Origin of the sequence: Candidatus Pantoea bituminis (genome assembly GCF_018842675.1) — a bacterium.
GTDB classification, from domain to species: domain Bacteria; phylum Pseudomonadota; class Gammaproteobacteria; order Enterobacterales; family Enterobacteriaceae; genus Pantoea; species Pantoea phytostimulans.
Genome location: NZ_JAGTWO010000001.1, coordinates 37,751 through 56,885 on the forward strand (window position 1 = coordinate 37,751; position 19,135 = coordinate 56,885).

The window sequence follows — 19,135 nt, forward strand, 5'->3', positions numbered from 1 at the left end:
CACTGCAACAGACCGAGCGGCAGCCATGGGGGTTAACAGAGTTGGCAAACCTCTCAGGGCTGAGTCGTTATCAGCTGATAAGGGCGGTTCGCGTTGCGACCGGAATGACGCCGCACTCTTACCAACTGAATGTTCGCATTAATCAGGCGCGCAGCTGGCTTCAGTCAGGCCATGAAATAACCGATATTGCCTACCGACTGGGTTTTGCCGATCAAAGCCACTTCCAGCGTGTATTTAAGGCTCATACTGGTGTAACGCCGGGCTGCTATCGGGCTTGAGCAAAATGCAATTTTATTCAATACAATGCTGTTCCAGTTTTGCATCCTGTTAAAAATTTTTTTAAGAGGATCATACTGTGATGCAACAATTTTTTTCGTGGCAGCGGCACATTTTCTGGCGCTGCTGTCGCCCGGTCCGGATTTTTTCCTGGTTGCGCGTACCTCAATAAGAGCCGGTTGGCGGCGTGCAGCAAATGTATGTCTGGGAATAGCGATCGCGAACGGCGTATTTATTCTCGCCGCTTTCAGCGGCATAACGCTTTTCCGACCGGACAGCATCAGCTTTATTGCTATTCAGCTCGCAGGCTGTGCCTATTTACTGTACATCGGTCAACTTTTTATCCGCTTTGCTGGCAGGAATTCCATTGCTGAACACAATGTCGAAGTAGATGCTCGTATGACAGAATCTGCGGACGTAATGAGTCCTTACCGTGAATCAGGCATGGGCTTTTTGTCTGGTATTCTCAATCCTAAAAACGCGCTGTTTTACGTCAGTCTGGCCACGCTGCTCGGCGGGACCCATACGGCGATGAGTCTTAAAGTCGCCTATGGCGTGTGGATGTTTAGTATCGTGCTGCTGTGGGATTTGCTGGTGGCAATATTCATTGGCAATCGCTTGTTCCTGAGGTACTTTTCGCAAATGTTGCCCTGGCTGGAACGTATCTCAGGTGTCATCCTGATTGGCCTGGCCGTGAGTGTTATCGCGGTCAATGTTATCAAACTTTCCTGATAGTCCTCATGCCTTTAACTTCTGCTTTGGATTAAATGCAGGCATGCGTATATCCCTCTGGAAAACATCCCCATGGCACAATTTTGAGTGGCTATGAGCGAGAAGCTGACCAAAATATAGGAGCCTGTTAATCAAACAGGATGGGCCAGCGGAAGCCCATCTTAACCCCTTGATGCAAGGGTAAAAAGCGATTAGAGAAAATTAGGTATCTGATTAAGAAAACAGGAGCTTGATGATGAAAATGGCAGCGATTTCGGACATTCATGGAAATATTTTCGCGCTAAATGCCGTGCTGCAGGATATCGAAACCCGGGGAGTAGATTTTGTTGTCAATCTTGGCGATGTTTTTTCTGGTGGTCTTTGCCCGGCAGAAACGGCCGAGAGGCTTTTACCGCTGAATTTCCCCACGATAAAAGGTAATCACGAACGGCAGTTGCTTGAAACGCAACCTGAAAGAATGGGGCTGTCCGACAGCCATGCGTGCAGGCATCTCAGACAGGAACACTGGAACTGGCTGCGAAATATGCCTGCTGAGCTAACCCTTCATGATGAGATCCTAATGGTTCATGGGGTTCCGGGTGATGACAGTATTTATCTTCTTGAAGAGGTGACGGAGTCAGGCGTCAAAGTCTCTTCTCACGCAAGGGTGAATGAGTATGTGGAACATCAGACCGCTTCTCTTATCCTCTGTGGTCACACTCATATCCCCCGACGTCTTGAACTGAGCTCAGGATGCCTTATCGTGAATCCCGGCAGTGTTGGTTTACAGGCCTATGAAGATGATCAGCCCTATTATCATAAAATGGAAAGCGGTTCACCGCATGCCCGCTATGCGATTCTGGAAAAGTGCAACGATAAATGGTCCGTAGCGTTTCATAAGGTAGCCTATAACTGGGAAAAAGCCGCCGAGGTTGCATTGGCTAACCATCGCCCTGACTGGGTTAACGCGCTCACAACAGGAAGAATGGAATAGGGTGTAGTGGTAAGAAACCTGCCTCCATAAAAATCCCGGTCGGCTTTGTGCGAAAAGCGGACGTAGTGACATCGGTGACGGCGGTATGTTGCAGTCTGGCGATTCACTATCATCCATTGAAGGATGATGCACTTACCATCAGCATTTTCTATCCTGCGGATACTTATACGAAAGGTAACGGCATGATCACAGTAGAAAAATCAGATCCACATTCTCCAGATTCTCATTATTTAACAGAAAAACTGTCAGCAGAGCTTGCCACCATTACCGGTGATAGTGGCAAAAGCAACTTCACATCAGACTCCATGAATGGGGACAGATCACTGTGGGTACTGGCAAGAAACATAAAGGGAGAAGCGATAGGATGTGGCGCTATCCGACCGCTAACAGGGAATATAGCGGAACTTAAAAGGATGTTTTCAGACCGGAGCTCTCCGGGTATTGGTAATGCTTTACTTACTTTCCTCGAAACTTCCGCGAAGAGCATGGGATATACCGAACTCTGGCTTGAAACCCGGCTTGTTAACCACAGGGCAGTACATTTTTATAAGAAAAATGGCTACGTGCGCATTGAGAATTACGGACCATACATAGGCCGGGAAGAGGCTGTATGTTTCTCTAAGCCATTACAAGACTGACATAAAGCTTACTCAACCTGAGCCCCTGTTTGTGCAGCGTGCGCATGTCAGCTATGAGCGAGAAACGGACGATAACCTCTTACGGTTGTAATTAGTTTTCCGGAAGCTCCCTCAAAGGAAATAGTGTGATTTACAGGAAGCATTAGATTTCAAGTGCAGCAAGGATCGCGGCTTCCATTTTTTCCGGGGTGGAGATTGGTGCGAAACGCTTGAGCGGTTTGCCATCGCGTCCGATCAGGAACTTAGTGAAGTTCCACTTGATCCGCCCACCCAGCACGCCGGGCAATTCGTCTTTCAGATAACGAAACACCGGGTGCGTTAAGGCGCCGTTGACCTCCACTTTCTCGAACATCGGGAAGCTTACACCATAGTTAATGTGGCAGGTCTGCGCGATTTCGTCAGCACCGCCGGGTTCCTGCTTACCGAACTGGTTGCAGGGAAAACCTAGCACCACCAGACCCTGGGCGGCGTACTTCTTGTAAAGCGATTCAAGGCCTGCGTATTGTGGCGTAAATCCACAATGGCTGGCGGTATTAACGACGAGAACCAGCTTGCCAGCATAGTCGGCCATAGGGATGAGCTGGCCACGCAAACTGGTGGCAGTAAATTGATGAAAGGTGGTCACGTCGGAATCCTCAAAGCAGAATCAGTTCAACATTGAAATTGCCACGTAGCCCGGAGCTGCAAGGGCACACGGCGTGGTTTGTGGCGAGGCTTAGGTCGGCAATCCGCTTCTTCAAGCGAACTCTCCTGCTCCAGCTCTGCCTGCTTCACGGCAAAGACAATCTGCGCTTCGGTAAATCGTGACTTTTTCATCGGCACAACCACCGCTCAGAAAAGTGAATATCATGCCGAAATTCTGTTTCTGAATGGAGCAGTATTTCGGGGCAGGGCCAACCTGACACTGATATCCGCTTCTGGCACTTCTCGGCTAGTCTGTCCGTTTTGTGCCAAAAGCTGACTTTAACACGTTGAAAAAGCAAAAACGGTGAACAGAACCCATACTGAACTCATCGTACGCAGGAAGTGTTAACCAGGAATTACCCGATGTTTTTCATGTTCTGAGGAGGCCAGTTTATTATATTTTTCATATACTCATGCGCGTGAATTAGCTAATCCGCAGATGACCAGGAAGAGAATGGTTACTGTTTTTTTGACTTGACTGACAACGTAAAGTTGTTGGCTGAATATAAGGGAAAATAATGCCATCGTTATTTGGTGAGTTATCTGGCACTCCATCATGGGTGCCTGCTGTATTGCTCGTCACTCTCTCACTCGCACTCGGTTTTCTGGCGCGATTTATCCTTCTCAGATTCATCCGCTACTGGCAGAGTCGTGATAAGAAGCTATTCAAATCACTTGAAAAGCACCTTCGTGGATCAATGTTTCTTTTCATTCCCTTACTGTTAATAAGCGTAGGGGTTAATTACGTTAACATTCAACCTGACTCACTTAATTTTATTACAACAACCACTCATGTATTTATTATATTATCCTTCTGCTCCGTTTTGATTCGATTGACTAATGTTGCGCAGGATATGCTTTTTATACGTTATGACATTAATCTTTCGAATAATCTTCGCGCCCGTAAAATTCGCACCCAGATAATCTATGTTAAAAAAGTCGCTATCGTCGTACTCGTGACATTCTGTGTTTCTCTGATTTTACTCAGTTTTCCTGGTGTTCGAAAATTCGGCACTACAATTCTGGCAGGTGCCGGGGTTGCCGGAATAATCATTGGTTTTGCCTTACAGAAATCCCTTGTTAACTTGTTTGCCGGAATTCAGATAGCCTTTACGCAGCCGATAAAAATCGATGATGCTGTGGTCGTTGAAAAAGAATGGGGCTGGATTGAAGAGATAAACCTGACCTATGTTGTGGTGCGTCTCTGGGACCTGCGCCGACTAGTGTTACCCATTACATACTTTACAGAAAATGCGTTCCAGAACTGGACACGTAATAACGCACAAATTTTAGGTTCTGTTTTTCTTTATGTTGATTATTCCATGCCGTTAGATCCTCTCCGAGCGCATTTTGAAAAAGTTCTCAGTGAAACAAAGCTCTGGGATCAACAAACTCAGGTGCTCCAGGTTACGGATACGAGTGAAAAAACCATGACTATCAGATTATTGATGACCGCTCAGAATTCCCCCATCGCCTGGGATTTACGCTGTCACGTTCGGGAAAAAATGATTGAGTTTATTCAGCAAAATTATCCCCAGAGTCTTCCTCACGTGAGGGCTACCCTGACCGATTCCGGTATTTGACAGTTTGAGAGTTCAGTAATTAAGCGCTCTCGTTTTTATAGGGTGGAACGTACAGCGTCTATAAGCATGCGGCACAAGCATCAGGACCGCTGTACCTCCGCTCTTCCCTCATAGTGCCAGCTGCTTAAACGTTATGCTTACAACAGCATAGCCAGCAGCACGACGCACAACAGCAGCACATAGATTCGCGCATGCCAGACATCAGGGACGGCTGGGATCACCCGGCGGGTAAAAAGAATGCCCATCCAGCCCGTGAGCACCAGTAAGCCCATAATTTTCAGGCTGATGAAACCCAGGAAGCCCTCTGCCGGGATTTTTTGCCAGCCGCTCACCGTATAAGTTACGGTGCCGCACAGCGCCACCGGCAGCGAAAGGGGATTGGCCGCGCTGGTGCAGTCTCGCATCGCATAGCCGTGTCGCCGCAGCAGCGGCACCGTCATAACGCTGCCGCCGACACCCAGCAATGCGGCAATGACACCAATCACTATCCCGCCGCCAGTCACTGTTGCCAGCGATAAACGGCGCGGCGCGCTGCCGCTGAAGAAACCTTTGCGCAGCAGGCAGTCGCCAATCGTCAACAGCATATAAAGGATAAACAGTACGCGAACCCATTCTTCGCTCAACAACCCTGCCAGCCACGAGCCAGCCACTGCGCCCGTGGCGATGAACCACAGCAGCGGCAGACATGCCTGCGCTGAGATACTGCCCGCACGCCAGTTTCGATAGCTGACCCAGCCTGCGTTGAATATCATGACCGCCGTCGAGGTGGCGACGGCGATATGTAATGCATTCCCTGTCATATCAGGCTGATGGCGCAGCAGCTGATAGACAAAGGCACCACAACGAAGCCGCCGCCGAAGCCAAACAGCACCGTTGTGATGCCAGTGGTAAACCCTGCCAGAGCAATAATAAGGATGTCGTTCAAAGAAATGTTCCGCTATGAAATTGAACCCGCAGCTTATCCCCCTTACGCGCCACTTCCCATTTGCGCAGCGCTCAACTACCCTTGCAAACCGGTCAGAAGGAGGCAAAAGTGCGCAACGTGAGCATTGACAATGTTGATAGTCTGGCGCGTGACGTGGTCGCGATCGGCAACGATTATGCGCAGGGTTTTTACTGCCTCTCCATCGGCATCGCCGCGCGCAGCTGTTGTATGGCGCAACCGGTCAGATGCATGTATCTACCCGTGACGGGGAGTGGGTAGTGCCGCCACAGCATGCGGTGTGGATCCCGCCTGAAACTCTGCATGCAGTAAAGTTTGTCGGCGTGACGACGCGGAGCCTGTATATCGCGCCCGAATGCGCGGCGCGCCTGATCCACCGTAACCGCTGCGACGTTATCAGCGTCTCGCCACTGTTGCGTCAGTTACTGCTTGAGGCTGTCGATTTGCCTCCGCTCTATGAGAGCGAGCACGAATGCGCGCTGATGAACCTGTTGCTACTGGAACTGGCAGCCATGCCAGCGCGCGCGTTCGATATTCCATTGCCGCGGCAGCCTGCGCTGCTGGCGTTGTGTCAGACATTTCTACTCGCGCCAACTGTCCACGATCCTGCTGAACGCTGGGCCAGGGCGATGTTTATGAGTGCCAGCACCTTTCGCCGCCATTTCCTGCAGCAGACCGGCATGTCATTTTCCGCCTGGCGCCAGCGGGCCTGCGTGGTCAGCGCGCTGGCGATGCTGATAACGGGCAAGCCGGTGAATGAAGTGGCATTGTCGCTTGGCTATGATAATGGTTCATCCTTTGCGACTATGTTTCGCCGCGTGACGGGCCAGCCTCCTTCATTCTATCATCCGGCTTAAGGCTGCCAACACGGCGTAAAGCCTGCATACAAAGCGCCTGTATTATTCCTGCCCTCTACAGCCGCGCCAGGCTCTGCCGATTCTCTGAATATGCGCATGATCATTTTTGTATTGGCGGCAAGATGCGTGTTGCGCGGAGCAGCGTAGGGATGCGACCGTCCGCTTTGTGCCAGAAGCGGACGCCCACAGGTCCCTTAAATTTGTTAAATCTCGCTTAGCCAGGCGAGCAGGTTATTATCGATGCAACTCAGAATTTATGACAATCCCTTGATTTTCATAATTAGACTAAACATAGCTATTATCGGGTGCTAAAAGCCAGCCTGGCTGCAAAGCATAAAAAGAGCCCTCCGGTTGCACGATCCATTGCTCTGATGACGCGGCTTTTTTTAGTATGCCGGATGCAAAGTGTGTGGACATGATAAGAGTAACTGACCACAGTGTGCCGATAAGGACATGAATGCTGACGAGGATAAATGTCCAGATTAAGGGTGAGTGCCCGGCTGGTATGAACTGAGGTAAAAACGACACATAAAAAATGCCCATCTTTGGATTGAGTACATTTCCAAGCATCCCTTTTACAAACCAGTTTCCCTGAGAAGATGTATTGCCATCATTTTCACTGAATGACGAGCGGGGACGCCTGAGCAACTGTAAGCCCAGCCAGCACAGGTAGCCTGCTCCGCAGATTTTCAGAATCGTGTAAGCAAGCTCTGAAACCGTCAGCAGGGCCCCAAGCCCGAGTGCGACAAGTGCCCCCAGATGATACAGCCGGTATCGATTCCCATGGCGGCCTGAAAAGCTTTCTTCCCACCTTCGGCGCAGGCAGTTCGAAGGATCAGTGCTGTATCAAGACCGGGAGTGAGGGTAAGCAACAGTGCAGCTAAAGAGAAAGCGAGAAGTGAATCGGTGACTGACATTTTCTTTATCCGAAAAAGCGGATGCTACCTATTAATTTCCGGTTTATCAATAGCTTGAAAAACAGCTCTGGAAAAAATAACAAAAAAACCGACAGCGTGTGGATCAGGTCACAGCAAACACGTTGAGGCCGTATTCAGGTTGTCTTGAGGTATGATGCCGCTTTTCGCTCATAGCGACTTTTCCCCGTGAGCATGCCTGCTTTGTGCCAAAAACTGATACTGGCAGAACTCCTGCGGCACACATTTCATGGCAACTTTAAGCTGTGAGTGAAGACGCTGTTAAATTGCAGCGTACTGCCTGTACCGGTCAGTCAGTACAAGGAGGCTGAAAATCCGGCATTGTCGTATGAAATTTCAGAACTTACCTGCTTAATATTCTTAACTTTAAACCCATACCGTTGCTATAGTCTGGCGACGTTAGAAACCAGCCATGTGAATGGCCATATCAAGCAGCCAGGATGGCTCTGTGAAAAATAAACTCCTCTGCCTGCTGTCTGCCTTTTCCGCCTTTGCCGCTGCAACACAGTCACCTGAAGAAGTCGTGGTTGCCGGTGGCAGGTATTATGCCGGTAACGTTTTTGGCCAGCATGACTATGCATCACACGCCAACATCACGCTGAATGCCTTCAGGATCATGCGTACTGAAGTCACCTACCGGCTTTATACAGACGTTCACGAATGGGCTCTTGAGCATGGTTATGCATTCGGTGTCGGGTGTAACGGAGCCGCTTATGAGGACTGCCGGCCGGCTGATACAGACAATGGCGCACATCCGGTTACCAGTATTGAGTGGTCAGATGCGGTGATTTTTGCAAATGCCCTGAGTGAAAAAGCGGGGCTGAGACCGGTCTATCTCAATAAGAAGGGCATCCCGGCGCGTGACAGTTCCCGTTACGAATTTACACAGGATGCCCGGGCTAATGGTTACCGCTTACCCACGGCTGAGGAATGGCAGGTTGCCGCCCGTGGAGGAAAGGCCGGGCTGGGGAATGACGCTTATGGTTTCAGATTCGCTGGCAGCGACAACGCAAAGGATGTCGCCTGGTTTCCTGACTTCAACGATCCGAATGTCGGCACTGCCCGCGTGAAAAGCCTGCAGCCTAATGCGCTCGGTCTGTATGACATGAGCGGTAACGTTTCGGAATGGGTAGATGCTTTCGACACCCTTTCCGGCGTGAAAATGTATTATTTTTGCGGCGGCAGCTTCCTGTTGCATACGCGCAGCCTCGCTGGCTGCGACACGCACAGCGCCGGCTACGCCCTGCCGGATACCGGCTTCAGACTGGTGCGAAAATTTTGAACCTGAAGATTCCTTTTATTATGTTGACGACCATTCTGATAAGCCTTCCGGCTTCATCACAGGCAGACACCCGCGTTCACCTGAATAAGGGGCTGAACAGCATTGATTTGAATGATGACGGTATAGCTGACACCATCTTTTCCGCCACTTATGACAATAACACTTCTCATCCCAGTGAGACCCTCAACGTCTTTATCAGACAGGGAAAAAACTGGTTTATCGTACCGGTTCCGGACGACGATGGCTTTACGTGGGCAGATTTAAGACTGTCAGCATCTGCCCTGAAGGTAAGCGGCACAGAACTTCACCGCTATAAAGGGCGGGTTTACCTTATCAGGGCTGTCAAATATGCCGGCAGCGCCGGTGGCGAAGACCTTACCGATAAATCGCGAGTCAGGTTTTCACGATTCCGGCTGGAGGAAAATAACGACGATCCCGGGACGTCTGTTTTTTACTGGGATCCGGCAGGAATTTATCTCACTGAACACACTTTTGATGAAGTGAATGAAGCTTTTCAAACTCTGGACATGGAGAAATTTCGTTGAAACGTATCACAGGGATTTTGCTTTTTTTCTGCCGTTCTGCTGCTATGCGGGGGACAAAAGTCAGTATCGTGAGCTCATACAGCAGTCACTTAATCAGCAGTCTCTTTGCCTGGGTGAGAAGCAGTGGCCGGTTTCAATAAGAACAGGCACTGACCAGTGGATTAATGCAAAAATGGAGGCGCTTGTCGATGCCGGCCTGATTACTTCGCATGTGAAAGCAGGAAGGAAAATCTGGGAGCTGACCCCGTACGGACAGGCTTCATTCATAAAACATCATGATTTCTGCTATGGAACGCTGCGCGTCAGAACCATAAAGGCAGTTTCGACAGATAACGCAGGCGTTACTGATGTGACCTTTACTTATTATATCCATGCTCTGCCCGCCTGGGCGAAGAATCACTCAGTGCGCGTTGCCAATACCGATCTCGATAATCTGGTCATGGGGATTGATTCAGTACGCTATCAGGCCCTCTTTGATACAAACAGTCAGGGAACTCCGCGGCTTATCAGTGAACCTGAACAGCTTGACTTACTGTATTAACTGACGGGCCTGAAACAGGTTTTTTGGGCTTAAAGTTTAACAGGCGACTTCTTTTAAGAGTGTAAAGACTGACTTTCCAGCAATGAACTTCCACGCCGGAGCCGTCTGTTCCTGACAGCTTCAGCATCGGATATGTTTTCAAAGCCAGCGTCCGCTGTCAGCCAGGAGCAAACCGCACGCTCCTGGCCGCCTGGTGCCAGAAGCAGACTTACCCCAGTTTGCGACCGCTGTGAGCCACCGCAATTCCGGCATTTCCGCCCGATGAACTGACAAATGCTGTAGCGCCCTTACTGGCGTAATGGCAACAGGCATGCCCCGCGCTCCGGAGTTTAAAAGAGCCGGTGGGCTGGGAAGACTCCATCTTCAGCCAGACATTGCATCCGCTGTGTTGACTTAAAGAAAGGGAATGTATCAAAGGGGTCCGAATGCTTATTTCCATTTATTTAATTCCTTATGAATTCATCTATCAGCGTAACTGCTGTTCTGCCCGAAGCCTTTTCAGAAGGACATCATAAAATTTATTAGCAAAACGCGGTGGATACACCTCTTACTGATTGGGGGTTAAAGTTTCATCTCTGTGTTCGAACGATGTGTTCTTACCCATGACATTTTCACTGACGGGAAGCAGCTCGCAAATTATACTCAACCCTCTTAAATAACCAGAAAAATCAAAAACCTGTAATTCTGCAGTCAACTTAGCGATAATATGTTAACCGGAAAAAGGATCTTGAAAAGAGGCACTGGCGATGACTGTTTCTATAGGTGTACTTGCAGGTATGGGACCCCGTTCCACAGCCCCTTTGTTGATATGCTGGTGGCAGACTGCCAGATCGGGTACGGAGCGAAATATGATATGGATTTTCCCAAAATGCATATTATCTCGTTGCCTACACCTTTCTGGCCGGGCAAGAAAATTGATGATGATGCGATGATCGCTGCCCTGCAGCAGGGGATTGCCGAATTCGTCAGGGCAAAAGTGAGTTTGATAGCTGTTCCCTGTAACCTTGCGCACTGTTACTTTGCCGAAATGAAGGCGGTGAGCTCTGGTATTCCACTTCTGCATATCGCAGACAGTGCACTTGAGTCACTGCCTGCAGAAGTAACCAGGATAGCTGTACTGGCTACAGAACCTACGCTGGAAGCGGGCTTCTATCAGGCGCGGATTGAAGCTACTGGCAAAAAGATTATTGATTCACCTCTGCTTCGTGAAATGACCACCTCGCTGATTGGTCGGGTTAAAACAAAAGGCTTTCACGAGCCTGATGTACAGGCAGAGTGGCAGAACTTAATGTCTGTAGTGGCAAGTTATAAGGTGGAAGCTCTTCTTATTGCATGTACAGATCTTAGTCCCCTGATAACTGACAATTCTTTCAGCTTTGTCATTGTGGATACGGCAGCAAGCCTTTCCAGAGCGACCATTAAAAACTACAGCCGACTGTCCGGGAAAATTAAAGGCGATATCACTAACACCGGCTAACCGGATAGCGGTTCATGAGCATCAGCCTGCACCTCTTTTAAAGCATAATGAAACCAGACTCGCTGATGCTCATAATAAAGTTGGTTAATCTGTTTAAGTCAAAAGTTAGCCGCTGAGTGTTTTCTGGGTACGCGTTTGACATGACTGGCACTTTTTGCCTTTGATTCAGGGAGAGGTATTCTGGATGAACGCGTATCAGGTTTACTCCCTGTACTTACAGACTTAATTTCAGGCTTCATCGTAACGGGCACATCAGTGTCGCGCTGGAATTTCATACAGACCGAACACTGGTCTGTTTCAGCGTAACGCTGCTTAGCCACAGCCATAGCCTGAGAATAATCATAAAATGAACCCAGGAAAGCTTGTTCCTTTTTAAGAAGATACTTACACCCTTTGCGATGTACAACTATTCCCAAAAAGCAATTATTACAAGCATAATAATAGCTCGTTTTTACCACAGTGATGTCCTTGAATTTCTGCTTATATCGTAAGCGTCTCACTAAAAATAGCCAGTGAGTTGACTTACGAAGATGTAATCATTTTTTCATTATTACTTAAGTCGGCTACATCAAAAATATATGAATTTTAAACCAACCTGTTAAATTAGCAGGTTGCGCCATAGTACCACTTGGTAAATATCACCCTTGTTAAATGCTTTAAACAGGAACTTATTTACCTTTAGTTAAGTAATAAGTTGCTATAAACAGATCGCTTTATAAATTTCGAAGTCAGTCCTTATTATTCCTGGCTGGCGTAATCGCGACGAAAGACCACCTCAGGAGTTACTGGACGCATTGTGTGACGCCTGTCATCGCGGAGCAGGCATCCTATCGATATGTTCAGGTGTCTTTGTTCTCGCCGCAGCAGGACTGTTGGACGGGAAGCGCGCAACAACACACTGGAGGTATACGGATGAACTGGCAGAGCGCTATCCCAACATAACTGTTGATCCCAATGTTCTCTATGTCGACAGTGGCCAACTCATCACATCAGCGGGTAGCGCGGCGGGTATCGATGCTTGCCTTCATTTGATTAGTCGTGATTACGGCATGCATGTTGCCAACATTGTTGCACGACGTCTGGTAATGGCTCCTCAACGTTCTGGCGGGCAAATCCAATTCATACCTTCTCCTGTTGCACAGAAGCCTCGCGATGAAATTGCACCTGTACTTGAGTGGGTACTTCAAAATCTGGACAGTGCACTGTCAGTCAGTCAAATGGTGAAGAGAGCATTGATGTCAGAACGAACTTTTTTGAGGCGTTTCAGGGATGCGATAGGTAATACGCCTAAAGCATGGTTGCTGCAAATGCGAATGAACCTTGCGCGTGAATTACTGGAAAGCAATTATTATGATAATGAGCAAATTATGGAACGCTGCGGGTTCGGATCCATGGAAAGTTTCCGTGCTGCGTTTCGTAAATCTGTTGGGATCTCACCTTCTTCCTACCGTAAAAATTTTGGAGGGGCAAGCACGGATCGGGTTAGTTCATCGGGTTCGTCCCTCTCTGACTAACCTTCCAGCGTTTTTAATCTGTAGGTCCGCTTTTCGCTCATAGCGAACACCGCACCTGTCCCAGGCGACTCGATGCCAGAAACGGACAGTAAGCTTCCACCATATGCGTTAATTAACCGGGCATATCGTCAGCGCCCTTTTGCGCATGAATTCTGGAAAAGAGATGATGGAAAGTGCAACCATTTAATTATGCTGGCAATTCATCTATCAGACACGAATAAAAGTGTCTGACAGACAGATTATTGACTCACAGCGGCTTCGTGAAATGACCACGTTACTGATTGGACGGGTTAAAACAAAAGGCTTTCACGATCCCGATGTGCAGGCAGAATTAAGGGAGGTCAGAACGATCACCTCGTGTCGTTGGATGCGAAATCACAATAAATTCTACGGGAGACTCCGTGTCGTTTCTGGCTTGATGCTTTGACTTCGGGGAATTTCTAATCCCTGCAGGGCCTTAATATCATGCATTTCACCTTCTAACTCCATTGAAAGAACGCCATTGAGCACAAAGAAAAACTGTCTGGAGACGGCGTGACAGTGTCGCTTTTCAGAAGTACCCGGAGGCATTTTTTCATGAATGACCAGCATGTCTTGACGGTTTATCAGATACCAACCGTCGCAATTTTCGCCCCAGACATAATGCTCGGCATTATCCTTTGAAATCATCATCCTTCTCCTGGTTGCACGTGTTTTACAAGAACTTAAGAAAGTTATACTCAGAGATACCATTGATTCGCAACAAGTTATGTTATTAATTACTTCATTAAGCAGCTAAACTGCATGGTTCAACATATTGGACAGTCATGGATTTATTGGCATAGCAGCTTTTAAACGGGATCAAAGTCCGCTTTTCGCTCATAGCGGACATCAGCATACGTGTCAGTCCGCTCAGTGCCAGAAGCGGACATTGCGAAGCGACTTTCATCCAACTGAGGGGAGTAAAGATTTATGGTAGCCTGTAACTTCCTAGGACTTGCTTAAGAGACAGTAAATGCTTACTGGGCTGAACCATATAACAATCGCTGTAAACGATATTTCCAGAAGTTTTGATTTTTATGTGGAGACACTAGGTTTTACACCTAAGGCCAGATGGGCCTCTGGAGCTTACCTTTGTCTGGGTGATTTGTGGCTGTGTCTTTCCGCTGACGAGGTTAGCCCTCGGCAGGATTACACTCACTACGCCTTCAGCATTCGAAGTAAAGATTTTGATATGTTTGCTAATCACTTGAAATCATTTGGCGTTAAGGAATGGAAATCGAACAAGAGTGAAGGAAAGTCCATCTACCTTCTGGATCCGGATGGGCACAAGCTAGAAATTCATGATGGGGATTTAAACAGTCGCCTTAATGCATGTTTGAAGCATCCCTACAAGGATATGGTGTTTTTCAACGGCATGAATGGAGCTGAACAAAAGTGATTTGGTAACCCAGAAAATCGGCAAGGTTAATCCAGATGCTTTCCTGCTTCAGTGCATTCTAAGGTTTTATGTCCGCTTCTCGCTCAAAGCGGACTGACATGCCTCAACAGCTTACCACTGCTTTTACCAGGCTGGACGACGTTGCCTGAACTCGTTTCGAGTAACGTCGTCAGCAGGCAAGCCGCGCAGCGGTACGACAGCAGAATTTAATAGTTACAATATTTAATAACAGGCGCAGGATTAGGCCGGCGAACCGGCCTGAGGCATTATCAGATGGCGCAATAAACGCGCGCTTCACGTGGCGTGTAGATACCAAACGTCACCACGCTCAGTAAGCCATTAACAAACGTCTGCTGCACTTCAACCCGACTAACTTTTTCCTGGCCGCCGCACACCTGCGCCGCATCAATGCTCTTACGCTGACCGATACCTGAAACAAAGAACGGCTGGCTAGTGGTTTTCGTCGCCGCGCCAACTTGATTCTGTTTCATTACGAAAGTCTGCTGCGCACAGCCGGTTAAACTCAGAGCCAACAACGCCGCAACACAAAGCTTGTTCATAAATATTTTTATCGCCTGAAATGAAAAAATAAATGCTGAGTGAAATCATCACTCAGCCAGCAATCAGGTTATCGACAACGAAAGCGGAAACATGAGAAAGATTTTTAAGTACGCCTAACGGATACGTTTTGCTGAATAGTACAGCAATAAAAAAAGCCCCTGCACAGCAGGGGCTTTTTATGTTTACCGCAGCGTTTCCGCTTAGCGAGTCAAATCGTAGAAGAACTTTTTGACGCCATCGAGAAAGCTTTTTGAATGCGGACTGTTCTTCTCGCCCGCCGCACCACCAAAGCTCTATTCCAGCTCACGCAGCAGCGACTTATGCTTCTCGCTCATAGCGGACCCTGGCCTGCCGTCAGTCCGCTTTGTGCCAGAAGCGGACGTTGCGAACATTGTGCTATGTTGTTTTACGGGTAGCAGGATCAATGATCCGGAATGGCACATCACGATTAAAAGCAGAACCAGCCCAAGTTCCGTCCCTGCGGTATCCGGTAAAGTAGAAGAGGCAAACAGTCCGGTTAAGCCAAGACCCGGTATATCCCGGAAGGATATACTAAAGAAATAATTCAAATGACTGTATCATTTAAATAAAAACCCTGATTATTCTCAGGAAATTAAAACTAAACTGGCAGGGGTTATATTGCACCTGATAATCATGAGCAAAATCACAACTTAATTATCAAACGTTAATGTAGATGCAGATTATTGTCGTTGCGCTCAGGTATACCATTTTGATGAAGTTGTCTTGGGCAAGTCTTAATTGCACAACGGTGCGCATAACCACATTGGCCTTTTTTCAAAAATTTCTCGCAGCCCGTATAGGCTTTCAGAGAGTTCCAGGCGGTTTTCGTATAAAAATCTGTCTTTAACGCCCTGATAAGCTTGATTGTTTCTCTGCCTTCAAACATAAACTTACCCTTGCTTAAAAGAATATATTTTCCCGGCGTCAGGTCCTCATCGTACTCATGCCAGATAATACGGCACACTTTGTTATGATTCATAATCAATGAAAAAGATGTGGCTGTTTCGGGACTGATGAGCGTTTCCAGTAAAAACCATTCCATATTGCCTCCTCGGTCAGTGGGAGGTGTAATTTATATCAATATGAACAGGCTGTAAGATTTGAAAAGTAAAAAATTACTAAGAGATCAGCATTATTTTGTTTAACAGTCTTGAAAAAATTTTGTTACCTGATAGTTCCCACTGTAAGAAAATGGAGTCATTTATTTTAAACTTCATGCATGTGTAAATATACAGTACCTCATACACTTAACGTAAAACATTACGCATGGCTTTTCTTTAATCTTGATTAATCAACACAAGGAAAAGTCGATAACTTTCTTGATTCAGATCAAATTAAGTTTGAAAGTTATGTTATGTATAATATGACCTGTAACAAACAAATTGTGCATTTGTTATCCGGAAGACACAGTTTTAAAAAATATATTCATCCGGAAATATCTTCATTAATACTGATTAACTGAAGACAGAATACTTGCTTCTGGTACTGTTAACAGTCAGGCAGGGTGTCAATATCAGTGACTTGCATTGTCAGCTTAACTTTCTCTTCAGCTTTTTGTACGGGCAAACGTTTAAATCAGCAATGTTATACCATTGCATATTCCGTTCAGTCGCAGTTGCTTAAACAGGCCGGAGGAAAAGCAGGAAAATCACTCAATATATTGGCTGAAACGCAGAAGATATCCATCCGGATCCTGCACCAGAAACTCTCTCTGGCAGGCTATCGTTTCTCCGGTACTGTAGTGGTTATCGCGTAAAGCCCGATATAGCGATATGCCATGTGCGAGTAAACGCGCAAGTATTTGCTCAATATCGTCCACTTCTATCTGGAAATTAACGCCACGACCTAACGGTTTGACGAGTTCTGATGTGTTCCATCCTTCAGCATGATACTGCTCAAGCATGATTTGCGCCTCACCGAGGCTGACATAAGCAAAATCAGGATCGCTACGTTTTATCACAACGTTGAAGCCAAGCACATCAACATAGAAGTACAGGGAAGCAGGAAAATCCGTTACGGTCAGTTCGGGAACCATACGGTTCCAGTAGGGGTCTTTCAGGTCAGCCATTGATATCATCTTTTTTGACTGGCATAGCATACATCAGGCGGCTTTGTGTAAGACGATGTTATGGGGATAGTCCGATGGCCAAATTGTCTGACTTACAGTGTTAATGTCCGCTCTTCGCTCAACGCGGGCTGTTTCCGCACTGTGTCCGCTTTGTGCCAGGAGCGGACACAGTGCGAAAGTTTATGCTGTGTTTGTCAGGCTGCATTAAAGCCCGACTGAAATCAGAACAGGTGAATCAGAGTAAAGCGGAATAACTGGCGAAAAAGCAGCCTGTACACGATCAAGGATCAGGGTAAATCTAAACTGAACAGGCGAGACAGGGCAGTTCTGCCGCTGTCGGTCACGTTCACTTCGCGATATCCCGGCGTGCGGGCTACCCATTCTTTCTGCAGAAAAAGCGTCATCAGCGCCGAGCCGGCATCGCCTCCCAGATGAAAGCGTCTTTCGCTCCAGTCGAGGCAGGGGCAGCAGGATTTGCGACGCGGGTGTGAGTTGAGCACTGCGCCAAGATTCTGGAAATGAGATTTTCCGTCTGGTGTCAGCGCAGTGCCGTCAGTCTCAAGCCATTTATCCTTCAGCATAAACTCATAAATATTGACAGCAAGTTCTCCCGCTAAATGGTCATAACAGGTGCGTGCATAACGTAAATAGGCGGGCGTGCGAGGCACCGGAGAACTGAACGTGTGCATGGAAATCCCCATCAGGTTTTCCAGCAGTCCGGCGATATGGCGGCCCGCAAGGCTGTAATAGCGGTGACGGCCCTGAGTCAGGCAAATAATCAGCCCGTTGCTGAGAAGCCGGCTGAGATGACCGCTGGTTGTCGATGCGGCAATGTCAGCTACAGCGCTGAGTTCAGTGGCTGTCCATGCGCGCCCATCCATCAGGGCGCACAGAATACTGACCCTCGACGGATCAGATAGGGCAGAAGCAACCTGTGCCATTGATTTTTGCAGAGAATCATCCGGCTCACTGTCGCGTTCAGTTTTTAGACGTTTCATTCAGGGAGTATTGCCCATTGTTGGGTTACTTCAGCTGCCCGAGTATTGTCATCCGTAATCAGAATAAGCCTGTTACTGTGATCGCTGTACTGTACCAGAATGTTAATGCCGTTCCTGGCAATTACTTCAGCTATGTCTCCAAGCTCACCCGGGCGTTTCTGAGGTAATTTTCTTATCAGAGGGCGGCACACATTGCTGACGTCAAAACCGGCATCAGTCAGAACCTTGCGGGCTTTCTCACCATCTTCAACAAGGAAATGCGCGTGTCCGGCTTCTGGCGTCGAAAACACGCCTCCTCCCTCAAGGCCGACACCATTTGTGCCCAGCACACTTCCCAGTGAGCCAAGCGAACCTGGAGTATTACTGAGAATAACGTGAATATCATACATGCTGATGCGCTCCCTTATCAGATGAGTAATCACGGAATACACTGGCAACGCGTATTCTGTAAAACGAGAAAATTGACTGTTTACCTTCTTTTTGTGCTGCCAGGTGTATAACGTTCCGCTTCCACTCAGCCACAGAATCTTCATCCTCCCACCATGACAAAGAAAGGATTTTTCCGGGCGTAGTCAGACTCTGGAATCGTTCAATGGAAATAAAGCCCGGCGTGTCTGACAATACTGGTTTCAGCTCGGCAGCGAGCTGAAGATACCGTTCCCGAGACTCTGGTAAGGCATCCGCCTCAAAAAGTACTGCAATCATTTGTCTGCTCTGTCGTTGATTTCCGGTCAGCTTATTGCCAACAAAAGCCTGATGCTTCGGCCTTCACCGAAGTATGTTTGTTTCGTGGAAATCAGAATTGTTTAGACGGATGAAGTCTCACAGAAAAACGGACAAAAGATTCAAGGTCTGCAACGATTTATAGACTGGGCTGATTTACTTACGATTAGTCCATACGTAGTGATATTCGAAATCTCCGCTTCTGATATGTGGCTACAAGTCTGCAAGGTTTTCAGGTCGGCTATGAGTGAAAATCGGACATCAGTTTAGCCGGTATTATTGGGGTCGCCTGTAGTCTTCCCGGACAGTCGCCTGTAGTTTTTGATGGTCGCATTGGAAAGGCTTAGTCGGTAAGACGCGTTGT

The 19,135-nt window shown here is 47.8% G+C and carries 21 protein-coding genes and 5 pseudogenes; 12 read left to right on the forward strand and 14 right to left on the reverse strand.

All coding sequences use genetic code 11. The features are described 5' to 3' along the window. Positions 1-41: 41 nt before the first annotated feature. Positions 42-278: a helix-turn-helix transcriptional regulator gene (locus KQP84_RS00210; RefSeq protein WP_215844747.1), complete on the forward strand. Its 237-nt coding sequence runs from the start codon at positions 42-44 to the stop codon at positions 276-278. On the opposite strand, the gene KQP84_RS24780 is transcribed toward KQP84_RS00210, so the two are convergent. Beyond that, positions 165-533 carry a hypothetical protein gene (locus KQP84_RS24780; protein WP_252515131.1) on the reverse strand — a complete coding sequence of 123 codons (369 nt, stop codon included), beginning with the start codon at positions 531-533 and terminating at the stop codon, positions 165-167. The genes KQP84_RS00210 and KQP84_RS24780 overlap by 114 nt on opposite strands. On the opposite strand from KQP84_RS24780, the gene KQP84_RS00215 reads away from it, so the two are divergent. The 3 genes from KQP84_RS00215 (at position 445) to KQP84_RS00225 (ending at position 2,619) form a co-directional block, all read left to right on the forward strand. Beyond that, positions 445-1,008 carry a LysE family translocator gene (locus KQP84_RS00215; protein ID WP_309140111.1) on the forward strand — a complete coding sequence of 188 codons (564 nt, stop codon included), beginning with the start codon at positions 445-447 and terminating at the stop codon, positions 1,006-1,008. The genes KQP84_RS24780 and KQP84_RS00215 overlap by 89 nt on opposite strands. 232 nt (positions 1,009-1,240) lie before the next feature. Beyond that, a complete protein-coding gene (locus KQP84_RS00220; RefSeq protein WP_252515067.1) occupies positions 1,241-1,981 on the forward strand; it encodes a metallophosphoesterase family protein in 741 nt (246 codons plus the stop codon). Between the two features lie 182 nt (positions 1,982-2,163). Beyond that, positions 2,164-2,619 (forward strand): GNAT family N-acetyltransferase, encoded by a 456-nt coding sequence (locus tag KQP84_RS00225; protein ID WP_215844974.1) that lies wholly within the window; start codon positions 2,164-2,166, stop codon positions 2,617-2,619. Positions 2,620-2,761: 142 nt separating this feature from the next. Here the strand turns inward: KQP84_RS00225 and KQP84_RS00230 are convergent, their stop codons facing one another. Then, complete coding sequence (locus KQP84_RS00230; protein WP_215844749.1) at positions 2,762-3,244, reverse strand: glutathione peroxidase; 483 nt, start codon at positions 3,242-3,244, stop codon at positions 2,762-2,764. A gap of 26 nt (positions 3,245-3,270) precedes the next feature. Then, positions 3,271-3,435 carry a hypothetical protein gene (locus KQP84_RS00235; protein WP_215844750.1) on the reverse strand — a complete coding sequence of 55 codons (165 nt, stop codon included), beginning with the start codon at positions 3,433-3,435 and terminating at the stop codon, positions 3,271-3,273. A gap of 386 nt (positions 3,436-3,821) precedes the next feature. Here KQP84_RS00235 and KQP84_RS00240 point away from each other — a divergent pair, with 386 nt between their 5' ends. After that, positions 3,822-4,886, forward strand: coding sequence for a mechanosensitive ion channel family protein (locus KQP84_RS00240; protein WP_215844751.1), 1,065 nt, complete (start codon positions 3,822-3,824; stop codon positions 4,884-4,886). A gap of 137 nt (positions 4,887-5,023) precedes the next feature. Here KQP84_RS00240 and KQP84_RS00245 read toward each other — a convergent pair. Next, a pseudogene (locus KQP84_RS00245) lies at positions 5,024-5,811 on the reverse strand (sulfite exporter TauE/SafE family protein). Between the two features lie 108 nt (positions 5,812-5,919). On the opposite strand from KQP84_RS00245, the pseudogene KQP84_RS00250 reads away from it, so the two are divergent. Next, a pseudogene (locus KQP84_RS00250) lies at positions 5,920-6,686 on the forward strand (AraC family transcriptional regulator). A 298-nt stretch (positions 6,687-6,984) separates the two neighbouring features. Here KQP84_RS00250 and KQP84_RS00255 read toward each other — a convergent pair. Further along, a pseudogene (locus KQP84_RS00255) lies at positions 6,985-7,603 on the reverse strand (LysE family translocator). A 466-nt stretch (positions 7,604-8,069) separates the two neighbouring features. Between KQP84_RS00255 and KQP84_RS00260 the strand changes: the two are divergent. The 3 genes from KQP84_RS00260 to KQP84_RS00270 are packed head-to-tail and all read left to right on the forward strand — an operon-like array spanning position 8,070 to position 9,989. After that, positions 8,070-8,903, forward strand: coding sequence for an SUMF1/EgtB/PvdO family nonheme iron enzyme (locus tag KQP84_RS00260; RefSeq protein ID WP_309140096.1), 834 nt, complete (start codon positions 8,070-8,072; stop codon positions 8,901-8,903). After that, positions 8,900-9,448 (forward strand): carbapenem self-resistance protein CarG family protein, encoded by a 549-nt coding sequence (locus KQP84_RS00265; RefSeq protein ID WP_215844753.1) that lies wholly within the window; start codon positions 8,900-8,902, stop codon positions 9,446-9,448. Before KQP84_RS00260 ends, KQP84_RS00265 begins: the two co-directional genes overlap by 4 nt. Beyond that, on the forward strand, positions 9,408-9,989 hold the full coding sequence (locus KQP84_RS00270) for an SEN1982 family lipoprotein (protein WP_252515068.1): 582 nt from the start codon (positions 9,408-9,410) through the stop codon (positions 9,987-9,989). Before KQP84_RS00265 ends, KQP84_RS00270 begins: the two co-directional genes overlap by 41 nt. Positions 9,990-10,197: 208 nt before the next feature. Here the strand turns inward: KQP84_RS00270 and KQP84_RS00275 are convergent, their stop codons facing one another. Then, entirely contained in the window at positions 10,198-10,428 is a 231-nt protein-coding gene (locus KQP84_RS00275; protein WP_243079644.1) for a pyridoxal-phosphate dependent enzyme, read from the reverse strand. A gap of 414 nt (positions 10,429-10,842) precedes the next feature. Here KQP84_RS00275 and KQP84_RS00280 point away from each other — a divergent pair, with 414 nt between their 5' ends. Continuing rightward, a complete protein-coding gene (locus KQP84_RS00280; protein ID WP_252515069.1) occupies positions 10,843-11,466 on the forward strand; it encodes an aspartate/glutamate racemase family protein in 624 nt (207 codons plus the stop codon). Between the two features lie 740 nt (positions 11,467-12,206). Continuing rightward, on the forward strand, positions 12,207-12,980 hold the full coding sequence (locus KQP84_RS25870) for a helix-turn-helix domain-containing protein (RefSeq protein WP_309140112.1): 774 nt from the start codon (positions 12,207-12,209) through the stop codon (positions 12,978-12,980). A 331-nt stretch (positions 12,981-13,311) separates the two neighbouring features. Here the strand turns inward: KQP84_RS25870 and KQP84_RS00290 are convergent. Beyond that, positions 13,312-13,649 (reverse strand): annotated as a pseudogene (locus tag KQP84_RS00290) (cupin domain-containing protein). Between the two features lie 325 nt (positions 13,650-13,974). On the opposite strand from KQP84_RS00290, the gene fos reads away from it, so the two are divergent. After that, positions 13,975-14,400: a fosfomycin resistance glutathione transferase gene (gene fos, locus KQP84_RS00295; protein ID WP_215844754.1), complete on the forward strand. Its 426-nt coding sequence runs from the start codon at positions 13,975-13,977 to the stop codon at positions 14,398-14,400. Between the two features lie 269 nt (positions 14,401-14,669). On the opposite strand, the gene KQP84_RS00300 is transcribed toward fos, so the two are convergent. The 7 genes and pseudogenes from KQP84_RS00300 to KQP84_RS00330 form a co-directional block, all read right to left on the reverse strand. Beyond that, the gene (locus KQP84_RS00300; protein WP_009089453.1) at positions 14,670-14,960 is read right to left on the reverse strand and encodes a Bor family protein; all 291 of its coding nucleotides are present in this window, start codon (positions 14,958-14,960) and stop codon (positions 14,670-14,672) included. 201 nt (positions 14,961-15,161) lie between these two features. After that, positions 15,162-15,296 (reverse strand): annotated as a pseudogene (locus KQP84_RS00305) (molecular chaperone DnaJ); the annotation flags it as partial. Positions 15,297-15,646: 350 nt separating this feature from the next. Further along, on the reverse strand, positions 15,647-16,024 hold the full coding sequence (locus tag KQP84_RS00310; protein ID WP_215844755.1) for a hypothetical protein: 378 nt from the start codon (positions 16,022-16,024) through the stop codon (positions 15,647-15,649). A 606-nt stretch (positions 16,025-16,630) separates the two neighbouring features. Beyond that, positions 16,631-17,050, reverse strand: a complete 420-nt coding sequence (locus KQP84_RS00315) for a bleomycin resistance protein (RefSeq protein ID WP_215844756.1) — start codon at positions 17,048-17,050, stop codon at positions 16,631-16,633. A gap of 287 nt (positions 17,051-17,337) precedes the next feature. Next, entirely contained in the window at positions 17,338-18,048 is a 711-nt protein-coding gene (locus KQP84_RS00320; RefSeq protein WP_215844757.1) for an ArsR/SmtB family transcription factor, read from the reverse strand. Further along, the gene (locus KQP84_RS00325; protein WP_215844758.1) at positions 18,045-18,437 is read right to left on the reverse strand and encodes an amino acid-binding protein; all 393 of its coding nucleotides are present in this window, start codon (positions 18,435-18,437) and stop codon (positions 18,045-18,047) included. The genes KQP84_RS00320 and KQP84_RS00325 overlap by 4 nt, the downstream gene beginning before the upstream one ends. Beyond that, the gene (locus KQP84_RS00330; RefSeq protein ID WP_215844759.1) at positions 18,430-18,753 is read right to left on the reverse strand and encodes an antibiotic biosynthesis monooxygenase family protein; all 324 of its coding nucleotides are present in this window, start codon (positions 18,751-18,753) and stop codon (positions 18,430-18,432) included. The genes KQP84_RS00325 and KQP84_RS00330 overlap by 8 nt, the downstream gene beginning before the upstream one ends. Positions 18,754-19,135: the final 382 nt, after the last annotated feature.

What these genes read in the sequence shown, in the direction of transcription:
- KQP84_RS00320 (WP_215844757.1), bottom strand. Translation starts at nt 18,048, where the DNA reads ATGAAACGTCTAAAAACTGAACGCGACAGTGAGCCGGATGATTCTCTG.
- fos (WP_215844754.1), top strand. Translation starts at nt 13,975, where the DNA reads ATGCTTACTGGGCTGAACCATATAACAATCGCTGTAAACGATATTTCC.
- KQP84_RS00220 (WP_252515067.1), top strand. Translation starts at nt 1,241, where the DNA reads ATGATGAAAATGGCAGCGATTTCGGACATTCATGGAAATATTTTCGCG.
- KQP84_RS00280 (WP_252515069.1), top strand. Translation starts at nt 10,843, where the DNA reads ATGGATTTTCCCAAAATGCATATTATCTCGTTGCCTACACCTTTCTGG.
- KQP84_RS24780 (WP_252515131.1), bottom strand. Translation starts at nt 533, where the DNA reads ATGCCGCTGAAAGCGGCGAGAATAAATACGCCGTTCGCGATCGCTATT.
- KQP84_RS00315 (WP_215844756.1), bottom strand. Translation starts at nt 17,050, where the DNA reads ATGGCTGACCTGAAAGACCCCTACTGGAACCGTATGGTTCCCGAACTG.
- KQP84_RS00300 (WP_009089453.1), bottom strand. Translation starts at nt 14,960, where the DNA reads ATGAACAAGCTTTGTGTTGCGGCGTTGTTGGCTCTGAGTTTAACCGGC.
- KQP84_RS00275 (WP_243079644.1), bottom strand. Translation starts at nt 10,428, where the DNA reads ATGGAAATAAGCATTCGGACCCCTTTGATACATTCCCTTTCTTTAAGT.
- KQP84_RS00325 (WP_215844758.1), bottom strand. Translation starts at nt 18,437, where the DNA reads ATGTATGATATTCACGTTATTCTCAGTAATACTCCAGGTTCGCTTGGC.
- KQP84_RS00310 (WP_215844755.1), bottom strand. Translation starts at nt 16,024, where the DNA reads ATGGAATGGTTTTTACTGGAAACGCTCATCAGTCCCGAAACAGCCACA.
- KQP84_RS00225 (WP_215844974.1), top strand. Translation starts at nt 2,164, where the DNA reads ATGATCACAGTAGAAAAATCAGATCCACATTCTCCAGATTCTCATTAT.
- KQP84_RS00270 (WP_252515068.1), top strand. Translation starts at nt 9,408, where the DNA reads ATGAAGCTTTTCAAACTCTGGACATGGAGAAATTTCGTTGAAACGTAT.
- KQP84_RS00240 (WP_215844751.1), top strand. Translation starts at nt 3,822, where the DNA reads ATGCCATCGTTATTTGGTGAGTTATCTGGCACTCCATCATGGGTGCCT.
- KQP84_RS00330 (WP_215844759.1), bottom strand. Translation starts at nt 18,753, where the DNA reads ATGATTGCAGTACTTTTTGAGGCGGATGCCTTACCAGAGTCTCGGGAA.
- KQP84_RS00235 (WP_215844750.1), bottom strand. Translation starts at nt 3,435, where the DNA reads ATGAAAAAGTCACGATTTACCGAAGCGCAGATTGTCTTTGCCGTGAAG.